Below are 18,143 nucleotides of genomic sequence, written 5' to 3'. Positions count from 1 at the left end.
GCCAGCCCAAAGCACCTCTACACACTGTTGGAATGTCACGATATGAATATGAAGCCGAAGATTCTGGTTGTCGATGACGATGCGGCCCTCGCCGAAATGCTCACGATCGTGCTACGCGGTGAGGGGTTTGAGCCGTACGTGATCGGCGATGGCACGCAGGCTCTGAGCGCGGTCCGCGAGATCCGGCCCGACCTGGTGCTGCTTGACCTGATGCTTCCGGGTATGAACGGCATTGACGTCTGCCGGGTGCTTCGCGCTGATTCTGGCGTGCCTATCGTGATGCTCACCGCGAAGACTGACACAGTTGATGTGGTTCTGGGTCTCGAGTCCGGTGCGGATGACTACGTCATCAAGCCGTTCAAACCCAAGGAACTTGTCGCCCGGGTGCGCGCACGGCTGCGCCGCCGCGACGATGAGCCGGCTGAACTCCTGAGCATCGGCGATATCGAGATCGATGTGCCGGCGCACAAGGTGACCCGGAATAGTGAGCCGATCAGTCTCACGCCGCTTGAATTCGATTTGCTAGTCGCCCTCGCGCGGAAGCCGCGGCAAGTATTTACCAGGGAAGTCCTTCTTGAACAGGTGTGGGGGTATCGCCATGCCGCCGATACGCGACTGGTGAACGTGCACGTACAGCGTTTACGCGCGAAGGTCGAGAATGATCCAGAAAAACCTGAAGTTGTGCTGACGGTGCGAGGAGTTGGATACAAGGCCGGACCGCCGTGATCGGTCGCGCCCGAACGCGGCGCAAGATCAATGGTCGTACGACCAGGTGGGTGCGCCGCATTCGTGCCACCGGCGCTGTTCTGGCTCGCTGGTGGCGCCGCTCCTTGCAACTGCGGGTTGTGACGTCCACCCTTGCACTCTCATTACTCGTTATTCTCGTTCTCGGTTTCACGCTGACTAACCAGCTCACAGAGCGGATGCTCGAGGCAAAGATCGCAGCGGCCCTGCAGCAGATCGAGTCAGCACGTCAGACGGTTGAGCGCGAGCTGGCCGGTGCTGGAGATACAACGTCACGCCAGGGCAGGCTTAACAGCGCTCGGGCAGCGCTCAGCTGGCAAGATGAGGCCGAACAGGCCGCAGGAAGCGGCGCCGGCCAGTTCACCGCAGTGCTGATCGCTGACGCCGACGCGTCCTCACCGCTCATCACCAGCGGTCCAGCGGAGCAGATCCCGCCATCGCTGCGCGATTACGTACGTCAAGGGCAGATCACCCGCATTTATTCCACCGTGCAAGACACGGCCGGTGCGCAAGTGCCCGCACTGATCGTGGGCAGCCCGACTGCCTCGGACATTCCCTCGCTCGAGCTTTATCTCGTGTTTCCGCTCGAAAGCGAAGAGCGCAGCCTGTCTCTGATGCGGGGCACAATTGTGACCGGCGGTGCGGTGCTGCTTGTCTTGCTCGCCGCGATTTCGTTGCTCGTTGCCCGCCAAGTGGTGATGCCAGTGCGTTCAGCCGCACGCGTAGCAGCCAGATTTGCTGAGGGCAGGCTCAAGGAACGTATGCCGGTGCGGGGTGAAGATGACATGGCGCGGCTCGCGATGTCGTTCAATGAGATGGCTGAAAGCCTCTCGCGCCAGATCACCCAGCTGGAGGAATTCGGTAACCTGCAGAAGCGTTTCACCTCGGATGTCAGCCACGAACTGCGCACGCCGCTCACCACAGTGCGGATGGCAGCCGATGTCATCTATGACAGCCGTGACGAACTCGATCCCATGCTGCAGCGCTCGGCGGAGCTGATGGTGCGTGAACTGGATCGCTTCGAAGGCTTGTTGGCAGACCTGTTGGAGATCAGCCGGCACGACGCGGGGGTTGCGGAACTAGCCGCCGAGCAAATCGACGTCCGGTCTTGCGTCCAGGCTGCACTCGCAACTGTGCAGCATCTGGCCGCTGAGGCGAGCACACAACTCGTGGTAGATCTGCCAGAGCAGGCCGTGGTTGCTGAAGTCGATCCACGACGTGTCGAACGTGTCGTGCGCAACTTGCTGGCCAATGCGATTGATCATGGTGAAGGTAACCCGGTGCTCCTCCGGATGCGGTCGGATGGGGAAGCCTTCGCGGTGCTCGTTCGCGATTGGGGTGTCGGCCTTAAATCCGGCGAGGAAAAGCTCGTTTTCAACCGGTTCTGGCGCTCAGATCCGTCGCGGGTGCGTCGTTCCGGAGGTACCGGGCTAGGTCTTGCGATCAGTGTCGAAGATGCTCGTCTGCATAACGGAAGGCTCGAAGCGTGGGGTGAACCTGGCCACGGCTCATGCTTCCGCCTGACACTACCCGTGGTACGAGGCCGGCGGATCACGTCAAGCCCGCTGCCGCTGCGTCCCGAGCCAGGTGACATGGCGCTTCCCGCAGAGCCATCGCACCGGCGCGGCGCTCGCCATGATAGTGACGGTACCCGCACTGATGGCATGCTGGACGGGGAAGTGATGAGTGGGCCGCTGGGAGCGGGACGGGAGACCAGTCAGTGAGTGACTCCGGCGCTGCGGGGGCACGGAATCGGCGGTTTGGGCGTGCCCGCCAAAATCCGGTGCGCCGAGCCCGCGGAAACATCCGCTCGCGGGGGGCGCGTGCCGGATTCGCTATGTGCGCTGCTGGTGTCCTGGCCCTCACTGGCTGCACGACGCTGCCCACCCAGTCGCAGCCACAAGCGATTGGGGGTATCGCCCACAGTCCTGCCGAGATCGAGGTCCCTGAGCCAACCCCCGGCATTGATGCGTTTCCGCTTGTGCGAGAGTTCATCAAGGCCAGCGCACAGCCCACTGGGCGGCATGCGGCCGCGCGGAAGTTCCTCACGAGTGAGGCAGAAAGCCGATGGAATGACAGCGCGAGCACGATTATTGCCAGCCGGGTCGACGTGCTGTCAGAGGGGCTGCGCACCGAGAGCACGGCGACCTTCCTCGTACGGGCGGAAAAGATCGGCCAGTTGAGTCCAGATGGTGTCTTCACCGCTGAGGAAGGCACCGTGGAAACGAAGATCTCCGTTGTACTGGACAACAACGAATGGCGAATCAACGATCTCCCCAGCGGAGTGATCATCGAACGGCCGCATTTTCTGAGCCACTTCGAACGACGCGCCGTGTACTTCCTCGATCCGGCCGGCACACGGCTCGTCCCTGATCTGCGGTGGGTTGCGGTGAATCAGGAACAGGTCGTTCCGCAACTGGTGGCGATGCTCATGGACGGACCGTCATCGACCATCGCGCCCGGAGTGGTAAGTCAGTTCACTGATGACGTGCGGTTGCGCGGCCCGATTACGAAGGCCGATGGGAGGACCGTCCAGGTGGGTATCGGCTTGGGCGGCATCAAGATGGACCTGCAAGGTTTGGGTGGAGCCGGCCCAGAGGAGCGCCGCCGCTTAGCTGCGCAGATCATCTGGACGCTCGATCACGCGGATGTGCCAGGCCCGTACGTCATCGAGGCTGACGGTGCGCCGCTCGACGAGTCACTTCCGGCTGGATGGACACGCCAGGATGTGGCTTCCATGGACCCCAACGCGGCCGCGGCCGCTGACGTGGGGCTGCACGCCATTTACGAGGGGGGTCTCGTGGCGGTGACGGACACAGCTGTGAGCCCGATCCCCGGCACCGCCGGGGCACTGACCTCACTCGACTCCGGGTCGCTTTCTCACGACGGCAAGCAGGTGGCTGTTGTCGCGCGCAATGATGAGCCCGAGAGGAGCGCCTTCCAATTGATGATCGGCGCTTATGGAGGCGCGCTGACCGTCGCGGCTGAAGGCAGTTCGATCACACGCCCCACCTGGTCAGCCAGCGATAACTCGGTGTGGGCAGTAGTCGACGGCGACACTGTGATCCGAGTCGTCCGGGAACCTGCGTCCGGTGAGCATTCATCCGTCGAAGTGGAATCCGGCGCGATCGCTGCCCTGCAGGGACAGATCACAAGTTTCCGGATAGGTCCGGACGGTGTGCGGGCCGCGCTAATCGTTGGTGGCAAAGTCTATGTGGCGGTCATCGCGGAACCGCGCCAAGGCATGTACACGCTTTTGAATCCGAAACCCGTCGCGCTCACGCTTACGGACACTGCGGTCGCTCTGGACTGGGGAAGCACCGATTCATTGCTGGTGGTGCGTAACTCGGCTGACGCACCGGTAGCGCGCGTGTCCGCTGACGGATCGCGAGTGGATCAGCTGCCCCGTGGCAACCTCTCACCGCCGGTGACAGCGGTTGACGCATCACCCACGACGGAATACGTTGCGGACAGCCGCGGTGTTCTGCGGCTCGGTCAGGATGAGCCTGATGGCGAACGGTTCTGGCGGGAGGTCACGCGGCTCATGGGAGTGGACGCGAGGCCGATTCTTCCCGGCTAGGTGCGGTTGTCCACAGGATGGGGTTCTGGCCGCCGTAATCCCCAGTTCGCAATAGTGGGCATTGTGGGGGACTGCCCGCGCGGCCACGCTGGACTCATGCGTGCACTATTGGATCTCCTGTTGCCCGTGGAGTGCGGCGGATGCAGCGCCTCGGGCGCGATCTTCTGCGGGACGTGTTGCGGGAGTTTCGCGGAGTCTCCGCGCCTTCTGCGGCCACGCAGGGAGTGTGGCGTACCGGTATGGACACTTGCGTCCTACGAGGGCGCCGCACGCGAATTGGTGGTGAATCTGAAAGAACGTGGCAGGGCGGATCTGGTGCCCGTCGCGGGCTATTTCCTTGCCCGCGGGATTTTCGCGCTGTGCACGCAGGGGGACGTGGATGATCCGCGGCTCGCTCCGCTCGTGCTGGCTCCAGCACCGAGCCGCTGGCTCGCCGCGCGCGGGCGCGGGGGTGACCCGGTGCGCGCTGTCGCCCGGGCCGGGGCACGCGCACTAGCACGCAGACTCGCACCTCCGGGAACAGCTGTGTCTTCGCCTGACGTAACCGCGTGCAGTTTGCTGCGCTTCGCTCCGGGTGTTCGCGACTCGGTGGGGCTATCCGCCGCGCAACGCTGGCGCAACGTAGCCGGCAAGGTGCGGGTTCGGGAACGAGTCGGCGAGCTGCCTGCGGCAGTTCTCATCGTCGATGATGTGATCACGACGGGGGCGCTGGTCAGCGAATCTGTGCGGGCCTTGCATGCCGCGGGTGTGCACGTATGGGGGGCAGTGACGCTGGCGGCAGCGTGACACGTGTGGTTGGCGCGGCTGTTGAGGCCGTGTGATGGGGGCAGAACCCGCGCGATACCGGTTTCAGGGAAATATCAGATGACATTTCTTGCGTAACGGTGGCATAAAAGGAAACGGCGTACTACCGTCGCGGACACAACCCGTTGCACTGCACGTGGGGAGGTGAGGACATCGAACCCTCGTGCCGGGTGCTGATAATGGGAAGACTCCCGGCACAATCGCAATTCAGGTCGATGCCGAGTACGCGCATCGGCGGATTCTGGGAGGTACAGTGTCGACCGTTCCACAAGCGGATCTTGTGAGAGCCCGCAATGGCGAAACCGAACGTCTGTCCGAGCAACCTGATTCGCTCCACGCCGACATAGTGGTCAAGGGGCGCAATGTTGAGGTCCCTGACCATTTCCGAATTCACGTGGAGGAGAAGCTCTCGCGATTAGAGCGTTTCCACCCGAGTGTCTACCTCTTTGATGTTGAACTCCATCACGAAAAGAATCGCCGCCAATCGAAGACATGTCAGCGTATTGAGATCACGGCACGGGGCAAAGGGCCCGTCGTGCGAGCAGAAGCATCCGCTGAAAGCTTCTACGCCGCCCTGGAAACCGCGGTGGACAAGCTTGAAAGCCGGTTTCGGCGGTTCCGCGACCGGCGCAAGGTGCACCACGGCGCTCGAACCCCAATTTCCGTTGCAAAGGCGACAGCGGTGCTGAGCGATGCGCAGCCGCTGCCTTCGGCCGCTCCCGGCGAAAACACCGCCGCCGAACCGTTGCACGAAACGTCAGCGGGCGAGCACAGGGGCGCACTCAACGGGGCTGAGCTTACCGAGGTTCCCGGGCTTCCCAGCGACGAGTATCCCGGGCCTGGTCACATCGTACGAACTAAAGAGCATCCGTCGGAGCCCATGTCTGTTGACGATGCGTTGTCTGAAATGGAACTGGTGGGCCACGACTTCTACCTGTTCCATGACGTCGAGACTGACAAGCCCTCGGTGGTCTACCGCCGCCACGCCTTCGACTACGGTTTGATTAGGCTGGCGTGACCAAAGGGGACGTTTCAGCGTCCACGTCCTAACATGGAGTCCGGCTGGGTGAAACCTAGCCGGACTTTCCGTGGCAGGATCGTGTACCCGCTGACCCCGCCTGGAGAACGCACGGGCACCGCACCATGCTGGTGGGCGCACGCACAACGATGATTGAGGAAATCTGTACATGCTCTCGAAGCTGCTGCGAGTCGGTGAAGGCCGCATGGTCAAGCGACTCAAGGTCATCGCAGACCATATCTCCACGCTGTCCCCGGACGTGGAGAAGCTGACCGACGAGGAGCTGCGCGCCAAGACAGACGAGTTCCGCCGTAGGCACGAGGCGGGTGAGTCGCTCGATGACCTGATGCCCGAAGCTTTTGCCGTCGCGCGGGAGGCATCTGCGCGCGTACTCTCGCAGCGGCATTTCGATGTGCAGGTGATGGGTGGGGCCGCGCTGCACTTCGGCAACATTGCCGAGATGAAGACCGGTGAGGGTAAAACTCTGACCTGCGTGTTGCCCGCGTACCTCAATGGGCTTTCAGGCAAGGGTGTCCATGTTGTCACTGTCAATGACTACCTCGCCCGTCGTGACGCCGAATGGATGGGTCGTGTCCACCGCTTCCTCGGTCTGGAGGTTGGTTCGATCCTCTCTGGCATGTCGCCGCAGCAGCGCCGTGAGGCGTACAAGGCCGACATCACCTACGGCACCAACAACGAATTCGGCTTCGACTACCTGCGCGACAATATGGCGCATTCGCTCGCCGAACTCGTTCAGCGTGGGCACAACTTTGCTGTCGTGGATGAGGTGGACTCCATCCTCATCGACGAAGCCCGAACCCCGTTGATCATCTCTGGCCCTGCCGATGCGTCGTCGAAGTGGTACGCCGAGTTCGCCCGGCTGGCCCCTTTGCTGAAAAAGGATGTTCATTACGAAGTGGACATCAAGAAGCGAACCATCGGTGTACACGAAGCCGGCGTTGAATTCGTCGAAGATCAGCTTGGCATCGACAACTTGTATGAGGCGGCCAATTCGCCGCTCGTGAGCTACTTGAACAACGCAATCAAGGCGAAAGAGCTCTTTCAGCGCGACAAGGACTACATCGTTCGCGACGGGGAAGTCATCATCGTTGACGAGTTCACGGGCCGTATTCTGTCGGGCCGTCGTTACAACGAGGGCATGCACCAGGCGATCGAAGCCAAGGAGAAAGTGGAGATCAAGGCCGAGAATCAGACGCTCGCCACGATCACCTTGCAGAACTACTTCCGCATGTACGACAAGCTCTCAGGCATGACGGGCACTGCGCAGACGGAAGCTGCTGAACTGCACCAAATCTACAAACTCGGTGTCGTCTCGATTCCGACGAACAAGCCGATGGTGCGCGCGGACCAGGCCGACCTGATCTACAAGTCAGAGCGGGCAAAGTTTGAATCCGTCGCGGACGACATCGCGGAGCGGCATGAGAAAGGGCAGCCGGTGCTGGTCGGCACCACCAGTGTCGAACGTTCCGAGTACCTGTCGGAGCAGCTGCGCAAACGGAAGATCAAGCACAATGTCCTCAACGCGAAATACCACGAGCAAGAAGCCCAAATCATCGCTGAGGCGGGGCGGCTCGGAGCCGTCACCGTAGCGACCAATATGGCTGGCCGTGGTACGGACATCGTGCTGGGCGGCAACCCAGAGATTATCCTGGACGCTCAGTTGCGGAAGCTGGGTCTCGACCCGGTCGAATCGCCCGACGAATACCAGCAGAAGTGGGACGAACTCATCGCTGGCGTTCGTGCTGAGACGGTCGCGGAAGGTGACAAGATCCGTGAGGTCGGTGGCCTCTACGTTCTCGGCACTGAGCGACACGAGTCACGGCGCATCGACAATCAGCTCCGCGGTCGTTCAGGGCGCCAGGGAGACCCTGGTGAGTCACGTTTCTACTTGTCGCTTGGCGACGAATTGATGCGGCGCTTCGGTGCGGTTGAAGTGATCATGTCGCGGCTCAATCTTCCTGAAGACGTGCCGATTGAGTCCAAGATGGTCTCCCGCTCCATCAAGTCCGCTCAGACCCAGGTCGAGCAGCAGAACTTCGAGGTTCGCAAGAACGTCCTCAAGTACGACGAGGTGATGAACCAGCAGCGCACGGTCATCTACGAGGAGCGTAACCGCATTCTGCGCGGGGAAAACCTCGAGGGACAGATCAATCACATGATCACCGACGTCGTCACCGCGTACATCAACGGTGCGACCGCTGAAGGCTACGCCGAAGACTGGGATCTCGAACAGTTGTGGACGGCGCTGAAGACGCTCTACCCCATCGCGATCACGTGGCAAGAACTCGCGGGGGAAACGGAGATCGGTGACCGCTCGGACCTGACGCGTGAACAGCTGCTCGAAGCGGTTATCCACGATGCGCACAGTGCGTATCAGAAGCGCGAGAAGGACATCGAGGGAATCGCGGGCGAAGGCGCCATGCGGGAGTTGGAGCGGCGAATTCTGCTGCAGGTGCTCGATCGCAAGTGGCGTGAACACCTGTACGAGATGGACTACCTCAAGGAAGGTATCGGGCTGCGGGCGATGGCCCAGCGTGATCCGCTCGTCGAGTACCAGCGCGAAGGTTATGACATGTTCGCGGGGATGCTCGAAGGGCTGAAAGAGGAGGTCGTAGGCTTCCTGTTCAATATTGCGATCGAACAACCGGGCCAGCAGGCTGCCGGTCAGCCGACAGTGCAGTCCGCGCCGCCGGCGCAGGTATTGAGCGGGGCCGGGGCGAGCCCACTCGCGCAAGCCGCGGCGGCCTCGCGCACTCCGGTTGCCGCTGGGGCCGCGGGCGTGGGCGCGGCATTGCGGGCACGCGGCCTCGAAGAAGAGCGGTCGACCAAGGGCCTCACCTTCTCTGGCCCTTCAGAGACGGGCGGCACCGAAGTTCGCCGCGATGATGGATCGGATGCCGAAAGCGGGAATCGGCGCAGCCGCCGCGCGGCCGTCAAGGGGCGGAAGAAGCCTGGGCGGCACCGTCGCTAAAATGCGGTAGGACTCACTGTGCGCCCGCTTGCAGGCGGGCGCACGGCGCGTCTTACTCTTAGACGATCAGACGAAGGGTGGTGCAGACCCAGCTCGGCGGTATTCCGGGGCGAGTGTCGAGCCTTGCCGCCATGGCGAGAACACGGCCGCCGCGCTCGTACGTGCAGAAAGCCTCGACGCCCGCGTTGTCGCTGACCCTAACATGCACCCGGAGCAGTCGTCGGTGCTCACCAGTGCTGCGACCACGGTGACCGCGTTGGGCGAGAAGCGCCACGTGATCGGCCACCAGCGGCGTTGTGCATTGCGCGAGATGGGAAACCGGGCGTTTGCGGTCGATCACTTCGAGCGCCAGCCGGAATACCGTGGTGGCGGCCGAGTGCGCACCCCCTGGCGCCTCGGTCTGCTGTGCGCGCTGGCGAGTTGGACTTCGAGTCGCTGATGGCCTCCGGGCCCCAGGATCAGTACCGTTACACGCACGGCGGGCGGCGGTACTCCGGCTGCTTTCGGCCCGCCCGACCGGTGGCTCGGCGCTGTGCGCGCGCCGAATAGAGCAGGCTGTCGGGCATAAAGGGACGCGTGGTTTTCTCCCCCTTGCGATGCTCGATTCTGCTGCCTGCTCGCTGCCGCACGGCTTGGCTATCACGCTGCTGCACGCGACCGTGGTGGGTGGGCTGTGGTTCGGCAAAACGCAGTCCTCTCCTCAGTTGAACGGGGTGACGTGTACCCGGCCGCGGGGAGAGGACCGCGACCGTAGCGCCGCAATTGTACCGCCTCGCTGGTGAAGGTGGTACACGCCCTTTGCCGGATAAGTCGTTATTTCTGCCAACCACCTAAATATCCCGGCGGGCGGAATAGTCTGCACCAAACGCGGTAATCTGTGGTGCAGCGTCATGACGACAAGTGCGTGTGAAGGGGACTGCAACTTGGTGACGGTGTGCGTGCACCGCCACGTTGGGGGAGTCACAAGCGAAGTGCACGGAGCGGAACGGTGCGGGCCAGCTTTGGGGTTGGGAAGAACGGTTATGAGCTCGCGAGTCGGGGAGGCAACGCGGTGGTAAGGAAGCTGTCTAACCTGGATGCCGCGTTTTATTACCTTGAGGACAGCACGACGCCGATGCATGTCGGCACTCTTGCGGTCTTCCGGACCCCGCAAGACGGGCTGGAATACGACGCGCTGCTGGATCTCGTCGAGCAGCGGATCTCGCTGGTGCCGCGGTATCGGCAACGGGTGCGTGAAGTAGCTCGCGGCCTCGGGCGTCCGGTGTGGGTCGATGACGCTGACTTTGACATCACTTATCACGTGCGACGGTCAGCTTTGCCGCGGCCGGGGGATGACAATCAGCTGCATGACTTGATCGCACGGTTAGTTTCGCGGCCACTGGACCGCACTCGTCCGTTGTGGGAAATGTACCTGGTAGAAGGGCTTTCTGAGGGGCGCGCGGCGATCTTCATCAAGTCGCATGAAGCTCTCGTTGACGGTGTCGAAAACATGGAGATCGGTCAGGTCATCTTCGATCGGAAGCCGCGTGAGGCGGAGCTGACAGATGAATTGTGGATGCCTGAACGTGAGCCCAGCGAAGCGCGGTTGCTCGCGGGCGCCGTGATGGACCTCGTATCGCGGCCGCGCGATGCGGCGGAGACAATGCGGCTGGCAACGAAGGACGTGTCGACGACCGTGACCAAGGTGGCACAGGGTGCCGGCCGGATCGCTTCTGCAGTGTGGTCGGCGGCAAACACGGCGCCGACCAGCCCACTTAACGTCACGATCTCGCGGAACCGCCGCTTCGCGGTAGCGGCGGCGATGCTGTCAGATTTCCGGCGCATTCGTGCGCGCTACGGTTGCACGGTTAACGATGTCGTTCTGTCGGTGATCACAGGTGCTCTTCGCAACTGGCTCGTGTCTCGTGGCGAGCCCGTGTCAGCGTCGACGACCGTGCGTGCGCTGGTGCCGATGGCGGTGTATCTCGAGGGGGCACCGGACGGTGCGGATGCGGGAAAGAAGCTGTCGTCGTTCATTCTTGATCTGCCCGTAGGCGAGGCGAATCCGGTGGTTCGGCTCTCGCAGGTTGCGCATGCGACAGAGGTGCATTCCACGTCGGGGCGCTCCGTTGGTGCGGGGACGCTTGTGCAACTGAGCGGTTTTGCTCCGGCCACACTGCATGCGCTGGGTGCGCGGGTCGCGAGTTCCTACTCACAGCGCGGATTCAATCTGATGATCACGAACGCGCCGGGCCCGCAATCTCCGCTGTTTTCCGGGGGCGTGCAAATGACGGAGATGTACCCCGTGCCGCCGCTCGTCAAGAACCAGGCGCTGTCAATCGCCGTCACCTCCTACGACGGGCGCATCTACTTCGGTTTCAACGCCGATCGTGGTGCGATGCCGGACGTGGACGTTTTCGCGGCGATGCTCGGCGAGTCTCTGGAGGAGCTGCAGGAGGCATGCAGCTAGATTTGTGATCGAGAAGGTCACTCACGTGCACGGCGAAAAGGCAGAACATGCGCATCTACATTCCCGTAACCGTTCGTATGCTGCATCAGCTGGTCGCGGAGGGAGAACTATTTCCGGTGGCTGGGCGGGCATTCGCTGTGACGCCCGCGCTCCGGGAGGCGTTTCGTTCAGGCGATGACGAGGAACTAGCCGAGATCGCGATGCGAGATGCCGCACGGGCATCGTTGCGGCTGCTTGCGGCAGAGGCAGAGGCAGAGGCAGAAGCTGCACCTGTCACTTTCCGGCGCGCGGTGCTCGCGGCTGATTTCGACGGGGAGGTTCGCTTGCGCCCGGACTTGGATGACGCGGTTGTTTCTGTGGGCTCTGCAGTCACCATGAAGAACGTCGCTTCGGCGCACATAGATCTCGCAGAGGCTGAGAAAGCGGTAGCCCAGGCTGTGGATGTCATTGACCAGGCTGATCTGGGTGATACGGAAGCGGAATTTCTGCTCGGTGAGGCTGAAGATCACGAGCTAGCGTGGTACGCCGCACAGGAACTGCGTTTCCTGGTCGAATTGCTGTAGTGCTGCGCTATAAATGTTGCCCTCGTGCAGTCGAGGCGAGGACGGCCCGCTGATGCACAAGAGCTATCTTCGCCGTAACCTACGATGTCGTAGGTAGCCCGCATGAGGGGCAGGCATGGCGCTGGAAGGGTAGCTATGAAGTTCAAGGATCTCGGTCGCTGGCTGGAGGAGCCGATCGAGGGCGTACCCGCGCTCGGGAATCGTCGCCTCAATGCTGTTCGGGGATTCTTCGCGAGGCTCACCACACCGCTCATTCCGGATGATTACCTGCACCTCGTCAACCCGCTGTGGTCGGCGCGTGAACTGCGCGGCCGGGTCGTCAATGTGCGGCCCGAGACCGCTGACTCGGCGACTCTGGTGATCAAACCGGGGTGGGGCTTCCGCTTCGACTACAAGGCGGGCCAATTCGTGGGTATCGGACTGCACGTGGACGGGCGCTGGCACTGGCGTTCGTATTCGCTTGTTTCGCCGCCGTCCCAGGAAGAAGGCGTTATTTCTATCGCCGTAAAAGCGATGCCAGAGGGTTATTTGTCGTCGCACCTTGTGGGTGGCGTAAGGGCAGGGACTATCGTCCGTCTGGCCGCGCCGCAGGGTGATTTCACCCTTCCGGAGCCTCCGCCCGAGAAAATCCTGTTTATCACTGCTGGAAGCGGTATCACGCCGGTGATCAGCATGCTGCGGACGTTGACGCGGCGCGGCGAGCACCCAGACATCGCGCATGTCCATTCGGCGCGGAGGGCAGGCGAGGTGATGTTTCGGGAGGAGCTCGCAGAGTACGAAAGATCGCCCCACTATCGGGTGCATTTGCAGTTGACCGCCGAAGCAGGCAAGTTCTCGCCAGCACAGCTCGATGATCATTTCCCGGACTGGCGCGAGCGGGAAGTGTGGGCATGCGGCCCGCAGGCGCTTCTCGATGCGGTGGAGGCACATCTCACGGCGGAAGGGCGCGGGGACCATCTCCACGTCGAGCGTTTCACCATCGACCGCTCGGCGCACGCTGGCCAGGGCGGGACCGTCCGCTTCCGCAGGTCTGGCAAATCGATCACCATTGATGGCGCGACTACGGTGCTCGAAGCGGGAGAAAAGGCCGGTGTCCAGATGCCTTTCGGCTGCAGGATGGGGATCTGCCACACCTGCGTCGCCGAGATCCAAGACGGCTTCTTGCGGGATTTGCGCAGCGGTCGTGAGGCTGGTCCGGGAGAACGAGTGAAAACGTGCGTGTCGTCGGCGGCGGGGGACTGCTCGATAGAACTATGACGCCTGTCACAATCTTCGATCCGTAACCTACGGTTTGGTAACCTACGACAGCGTAGGTAGGAACGCGGGAGAAGCGTCTGTCGAACGCAACCTCCACACGTTAGGACGGGCACCAGATGGCGATCACCGACATCAAAGAATACGCACACCTCACTGCGGAGGACGTCGAGGCGCTTGGGCGCGAACTCGACCAGATCCGGGCAGAAATCGAGGAGTCGCGCGGCGATAGTGACGCCCGCTACATCCGTAACACCATCCGTTTCCAGCGATCACTTGAAATAGCAAGCCGTGCTGTACTTTTCGCCAGCTGGTTTCCGCCGGCCTGGGTGCTGGGCACCGTCGGCCTGGGCGTCGCCAAGATCGTTGAGAACATGGAGATTGGCCACAACGTCATTCACGGTCAATGGGACTGGATGAATGACCCCGAAATCCACAGCAGCACGTGGGAATGGGACATCAGTGACCCGGCGGCACACTGGAAGCAAACCCACAACTTCATGCATCACAAGTACACCAACATCGTTGGGCTAGACCCTGACGTTGGTTATGGTCTGCTTCGCGTCACGCGTGATACGCGATGGACGCCATTCAATCTGGGGAACCCGGTCTACAACTTCGTTCTCGCCGCACTGTTCGAGTACGGCGTGGCGATTCAGCACCTCGAGATTGGGAAGTACCTCGCCGGACGCAAGGATCCGGACGAGTTCGACGAACTCCGCAAAGAGGTCCTGCAGAAACTGGCGAAGCAGGCGGGCAAAGACTATCTGCTCTTCCCGTTGCTCACTGGCCCGGCATTCTTGACGACACTCACAGCGAACGCCACAGCAAACCTTATCCGGAACTTCTGGTCGAATGCGATCATCTTTTGCGGGCACTTCCCAGACGGAGCTGAAAAGTTCACAAAAGAGCAGTACCGCAACGAGACGCAAGCGGAGTGGTATCTCCGCCAGATGCTGGGTTCAGCGAACTTCGACGCCGGGCCAATCCTGCGATTCATGAGCGGAAACCTCTGTTACCAGATCGAGCACCACCTTTTCCCGGACTTGCCGAGCAACCGTCTGAAGGACATCTCGGTCAAGGTCCAGGCGCTCGCGGAGAAATACGACCTGCCGTACACCACCGGTTCGTTCCCGAAGATGTACTGGCAGACGTGGCGCACGATCTTCAAGCTCGCGCTGCCGGACCGTTTCTTGACTGGCACCCGGGATGACGCTCCAGAAACAAATTCGGAATTGAAGTTCCGCATTCGCGGTGGTCTGAAAGACACCTTCGGCGGTATCGACCCGGTGACGGGGGCCCGCCGTGGTCTTCGCTCGGCGATCGAGGCGACCAAGAAGCAGCGCGGTGTAGTGCCCTCACTGCGTAAACTGCTGGGCCGCAACCGGGACAACTCGGCGTCTGTACCCGCCCTGCAAGCGGCCTGAATTACCACGCCTCGTTTGTGCGCAGGGCCGCGAGCAGGCGGCGCACTGCCATCGCACGCGCATAGGATGCGCTCTCGAGCTCATCGAGGGCGCATTCGGGGTCTTCCGGCGCCCCAAGGTGACCGCAGCCGCGCGGGCATTCCTCGACAGCATCCATGAGGTCGGCGAACGCATCGAGAACATCGTCGGCGCTGATGTGCGCCAGACCGAATGAGCGCACACCTGGTGTGTCGATCACCCAGCTTGAGTGGTCATGCCGAGGGAGCTTGAGAGCCACGGATTGTGACGAGGTGTGCCGGCCTTTACCCACCCCTGTCACCGCGCCCGTAGCGCGATCAGCATCGGGAACAATCCTGTTGACCAGCGTGGATTTGCCCACCCCAGAATGCCCGAGCAGTGCCGTAATCTCGCCGTCGAGCAGGTCGCTCAGGACCTCGAGGGAATCCGCGATACCGCACTGGACGATGGGCAGGTCCAGGCCCGCGAAGTGGGCTGCGAAAGAGCTGGCGTCAGCGATATCCCCTTTCGTGACGCCCAAAATCGGCGCGATGCCTCCGGCGTAGGCTGCAATCAGCGCTCGCTCGACGAATCCGGTCCGCGGCGTCGGCTCGGCAGCGGCGACGACGATCAGCAGTTGGGTGGCGTTCGCGACAACAATTCGCTCAAAAGGATCGGTATCATCCGCGGTGCGTCGCAGGACGCTGCTGCGTTCCTCCAGGCGAACAATTCGCGCGAGCGTGCCTGGCTGGCCGCTGCGGTCACCGACCACCGAGACGCGATCACCCACCACGATCGGCGTTCGGCCCAGCTCTCTGGCCCGCATCGCTGTGACGAGCTGGCCGGTCCCGCTCTCGAGCACGCAGCCCCAGCGGCCGCGATCAACGGAGATGACCATCGCCTGCTGCGCATCTCGATGCTCGGGCCGGATCTTACTGCGGGGACGCGACCGTTTCCCGGGCCGTACCCGGACGTCCGACTCGTCGAATTCGCGGCGTTTCAGAGCGGCGCCCTTTCCGGAGCCTCGGCGCTGGCGTCCAGCATCGACTGCCAAAGACCGGCGAAACCGGGCAGCGTCTTCGCGGTTGTGTCGATGTCATCCACCTCGATGCCGTGGACCCGAAGCCCGATAATCGCTCCGGCTGTTGCCATTCGGTGGTCAGCGTACGCGTGCCAGACTCCGCCGTGGAGGTTTGCGGGGCGGATGCGTAATCCGTCGCTAATCTCTTCACAGTTACCACCAAGGCCATTGATTTCCGCGGTTAGTGCCGCCAGGCGATCAGTCTCGTGACCACGCAGATGCGCGATGTTACGCAGTTCTGACGGCGAGTCCGCCAGCGCGGCGAGCGCGGCGACAGTTGGCGTCAGTTCTCCAGCGTCACCGAGGTCGGCATCGATGCCGCGCAGCCTCTCAGCTCCGGTGACAGTGAGGGACGCGCCGTCGTGGTGCACTGTCGCGCCCATCGCTGACAGGATGCCCCGGATGTGGTCGCCTGCCTGCGTGGTCTGCTGCGGCCAGCGGGGGATAGTCACAGATCCGCCGGTGACCGCTGCTGCAGCCAAGAACGGTGTCGCGTTCGACAGGTCAGGCTCGACATTCCAGCCAACCGCCTTGATCGCACCTGGCGCGACCGCCCACTCCCGTGCGGACGGCCGGGTGACGGTGACTCCGGCTTCCCCGAGCATCTCTACGGTCATATCGATGTGTGGCATTGACGGCACCCGCTCGCCGGTATGACGCACCACAACGCCAGAGGCAAAGCGGGCGGCCGAAAGCAACAGGCCGGACACGAACTGGGATGATCCTGACGCGTCGATATCGACTGTCCCACCGCGGAGCTCACCAGCTCCATGCACGGTGAATGGCAGCCCATCACCGGTGATTGATGCGCCTAGTGCACGCAGCGCGTCTAGCACGACGCGCTGCGGCCGGTTGCGTGCGTGCGGATCACCATCGAAATCAACATCGCCGCGTGCCAGCGCCGCAGCGGGCGGGAGGAAACGCATGACGGTGCCGGCTAACCCGCAATCGACGGCGGTGCCGTGCATCGGTCCGGGAGTTACGTCCAGCACCGACGGATCACTCGGGTGCTCGGTGATGGCGATGCCGAGGGCGCGCAGCGCATCGATCATGAGATTGGTGTCGCGGCTGCGAAGGGCGCCGCGGATTGTGGATCGGCCCTCAGCGAGGGCCGCAAGGATGAGTGCACGATTGGTGACCGACTTCGAACCAGGGATGCTGACTGTCGCACGGATCGGGGATGGGTGAGTCGGAGCGCTCCACATGGTCATAGCTCTATCTTTGCGCATCGAGGCGTGAATCTGACAGCTGACTCTCCAGCACAGGCGCCGTGCTGTGTCAGCATGGAGCTATGTGCGGCCGATACGCGACAACAGCTGATCCCGCGACGCTCGCGGCAGAACTCGATGCCCTCGACGAGACCCAGCAGGGCGGCCCCGCGGTGGCGGAGCGATCAACCAGCACTGTCAGCGGTGCTCCCAGTGCTGCAGACGCGCCGTCCGAGCGAGTTCGCGTGGGCTACAACGTGGCACCCACAACGACGATCGCGACAGTGGTGGACCGGCATGATGAGTCCGCGAACTCCGAGTCGCCGCTGCGCCGGCGCATCCGCGCGATGCGGTGGGGATTGGTGCCGGTGTGGTCAAAAGAAGTCAAGAAGGGACCGCTGCTCTTTAATGCCCGCGCGGAATCCGCAGCGGAAAAGCCGGCTTTCCGGTCGTCGATGAAGAACAAGCGCTGCCTGATCCCCATGGACGGCTGGTACGAGTGGGTACAAGGTGAGAACTCCGACAGCCGCGGGGAGAAGAAACTGGCCAAAATCCCGTACTTCATGACGCCGCGCGATGGTTCGCGCCTGTATGTGGCCGGCGTCTGGTCTGTGTGGCGAGACCCGGAGCATCGAGATGCGCCACCGCTGCTCAGTTGTGCGGTGCTGACCACCGACGCGATCGGCGCGCTTACCAGCATCCACGACAGGATGCCGCTCGCGATGCCGCCGGAACGCTGGGATGCATGGCTGTCACCGGACTCGGCGCCCGGCGAGGAGCTTCTGCACCCTCCGGCCGATTTTGACAGTCTCATCGAGATCCGAGAGGTGAGTACCAAGGTCAACCATGTGCGTAACGAGGGGCCGGAGCTTATTGAGCCGGCTGGATCGGAAGCCGAACGGCACCCAGAACAAGCGCAGCTTTTCTGATCGGGAACATCTGCGGCCCTGTCGCTGTTGAATCCGGCGTACGGAATGTCCGTGTCCTGATCGATGAGGAGTGTGCGTGGCTGTCGCAGCGCTGAGC

General features: G+C 62.5%; 14 protein-coding genes. 11 read left to right on the top strand and 3 right to left on the bottom strand.

All coding sequences use genetic code 11. The features are described from left to right. The first annotated feature begins 48 nt into the window (after positions 1 to 48). The 6 genes from mtrA (at position 49) to secA (ending at position 9,138) form a co-directional block, all read left to right on the top strand. Positions 49 to 726, top strand: a complete 678-nt coding sequence (gene mtrA / locus ONR57_RS03205) for an MtrAB system response regulator MtrA (protein ID WP_374116378.1) — start codon at positions 49 to 51, stop codon at positions 724 to 726. Beyond that, positions 723 to 2,468, top strand: coding sequence for an MtrAB system histidine kinase MtrB (gene mtrB / locus ONR57_RS03200; RefSeq protein ID WP_308198638.1), 1,746 nt, complete (start codon positions 723 to 725; stop codon positions 2,466 to 2,468). The genes mtrA and mtrB overlap by 4 nt, the downstream gene beginning before the upstream one ends. After that, complete coding sequence (lpqB, locus tag ONR57_RS03195; RefSeq protein ID WP_265121445.1) at positions 2,465 to 4,324, top strand: MtrAB system accessory lipoprotein LpqB; 1,860 nt, start codon at positions 2,465 to 2,467, stop codon at positions 4,322 to 4,324. Before mtrB ends, lpqB begins: the two co-directional genes overlap by 4 nt. Before the next feature lie 96 nt (positions 4,325 to 4,420). Beyond that, a complete protein-coding gene (locus tag ONR57_RS03190) occupies positions 4,421 to 5,110 on the top strand; it encodes a ComF family protein (RefSeq protein ID WP_265121444.1) in 690 nt (229 codons plus the stop codon). 298 nt (positions 5,111 to 5,408) lie between these two features. Further along, positions 5,409 to 6,146, top strand: a complete 738-nt coding sequence (gene hpf, locus ONR57_RS03185; RefSeq protein ID WP_265121760.1) for a ribosome hibernation-promoting factor, HPF/YfiA family — start codon at positions 5,409 to 5,411, stop codon at positions 6,144 to 6,146. 169 nt (positions 6,147 to 6,315) lie between these two features. Next, positions 6,316 to 9,138, top strand: a complete 2,823-nt coding sequence (secA, locus tag ONR57_RS03180; RefSeq protein WP_265121443.1) for a preprotein translocase subunit SecA — start codon at positions 6,316 to 6,318, stop codon at positions 9,136 to 9,138. A 58-nt stretch (positions 9,139 to 9,196) separates the two neighbouring features. Here the strand turns inward: secA and ONR57_RS23490 are convergent, their stop codons facing one another. After that, entirely contained in the window at positions 9,197 to 9,478 is a 282-nt protein-coding gene (locus ONR57_RS23490) for an Rv3235 family protein (RefSeq protein WP_374116377.1), read from the bottom strand. 711 nt (positions 9,479 to 10,189) lie between these two features. Between ONR57_RS23490 and ONR57_RS03170 the strand changes: the two genes are divergently transcribed. The 4 genes from ONR57_RS03170 to ONR57_RS03155 all read left to right on the top strand — a co-directional run bounded on the left by ONR57_RS03170 (position 10,190) and on the right by ONR57_RS03155 (position 14,831). Then, entirely contained in the window at positions 10,190 to 11,587 is a 1,398-nt protein-coding gene (locus ONR57_RS03170; RefSeq protein WP_265121758.1) for a wax ester/triacylglycerol synthase family O-acyltransferase, read from the top strand. A 47-nt stretch (positions 11,588 to 11,634) separates the two neighbouring features. Further along, a complete protein-coding gene (locus ONR57_RS03165; RefSeq protein WP_265121440.1) occupies positions 11,635 to 12,150 on the top strand; it encodes a hypothetical protein in 516 nt (171 codons plus the stop codon). Between the two features lie 135 nt (positions 12,151 to 12,285). Beyond that, on the top strand, positions 12,286 to 13,407 hold the full coding sequence (locus ONR57_RS03160; protein WP_265121439.1) for a ferredoxin reductase: 1,122 nt from the start codon (positions 12,286 to 12,288) through the stop codon (positions 13,405 to 13,407). A 116-nt stretch (positions 13,408 to 13,523) separates the two neighbouring features. Further along, positions 13,524 to 14,831 (top strand): fatty acid desaturase, encoded by a 1,308-nt coding sequence (locus tag ONR57_RS03155; protein WP_265121437.1) that lies wholly within the window; start codon positions 13,524 to 13,526, stop codon positions 14,829 to 14,831. A 1-nt stretch (position 14,832) separates the two neighbouring features. Here ONR57_RS03155 and rsgA read toward each other — a convergent pair whose 3' ends face one another. Both rsgA and aroA read right to left on the bottom strand, forming a co-directional pair. Continuing rightward, positions 14,833 to 15,831 (bottom strand): ribosome small subunit-dependent GTPase A, encoded by a 999-nt coding sequence (rsgA, locus tag ONR57_RS03150; RefSeq protein ID WP_265121757.1) that lies wholly within the window; start codon positions 15,829 to 15,831, stop codon positions 14,833 to 14,835. Continuing rightward, complete coding sequence (gene aroA, locus ONR57_RS03145; RefSeq protein WP_265121436.1) at positions 15,828 to 17,120, bottom strand: 3-phosphoshikimate 1-carboxyvinyltransferase; 1,293 nt, start codon at positions 17,118 to 17,120, stop codon at positions 15,828 to 15,830. Before aroA ends, rsgA begins: the two co-directional genes overlap by 4 nt. An 80-nt stretch (positions 17,121 to 17,200) precedes the next feature. Here aroA and ONR57_RS03140 point away from each other — a divergent pair, with 80 nt between their 5' ends. Further along, positions 17,201 to 18,046, top strand: coding sequence for an SOS response-associated peptidase (locus tag ONR57_RS03140; protein WP_265121435.1), 846 nt, complete (start codon positions 17,201 to 17,203; stop codon positions 18,044 to 18,046). The last annotated feature ends 97 nt before the right edge of the window (positions 18,047 to 18,143 follow it).

The organism is Hoyosella sp. YIM 151337, from assembly GCF_026041215.1.
Lineage (GTDB): Bacteria > Actinomycetota > Actinomycetes > Mycobacteriales > Mycobacteriaceae > Hoyosella.
Note: the sequence above shows the minus strand (reverse complement) of the source record. Positions and strands in the feature narration are given on the sequence as shown.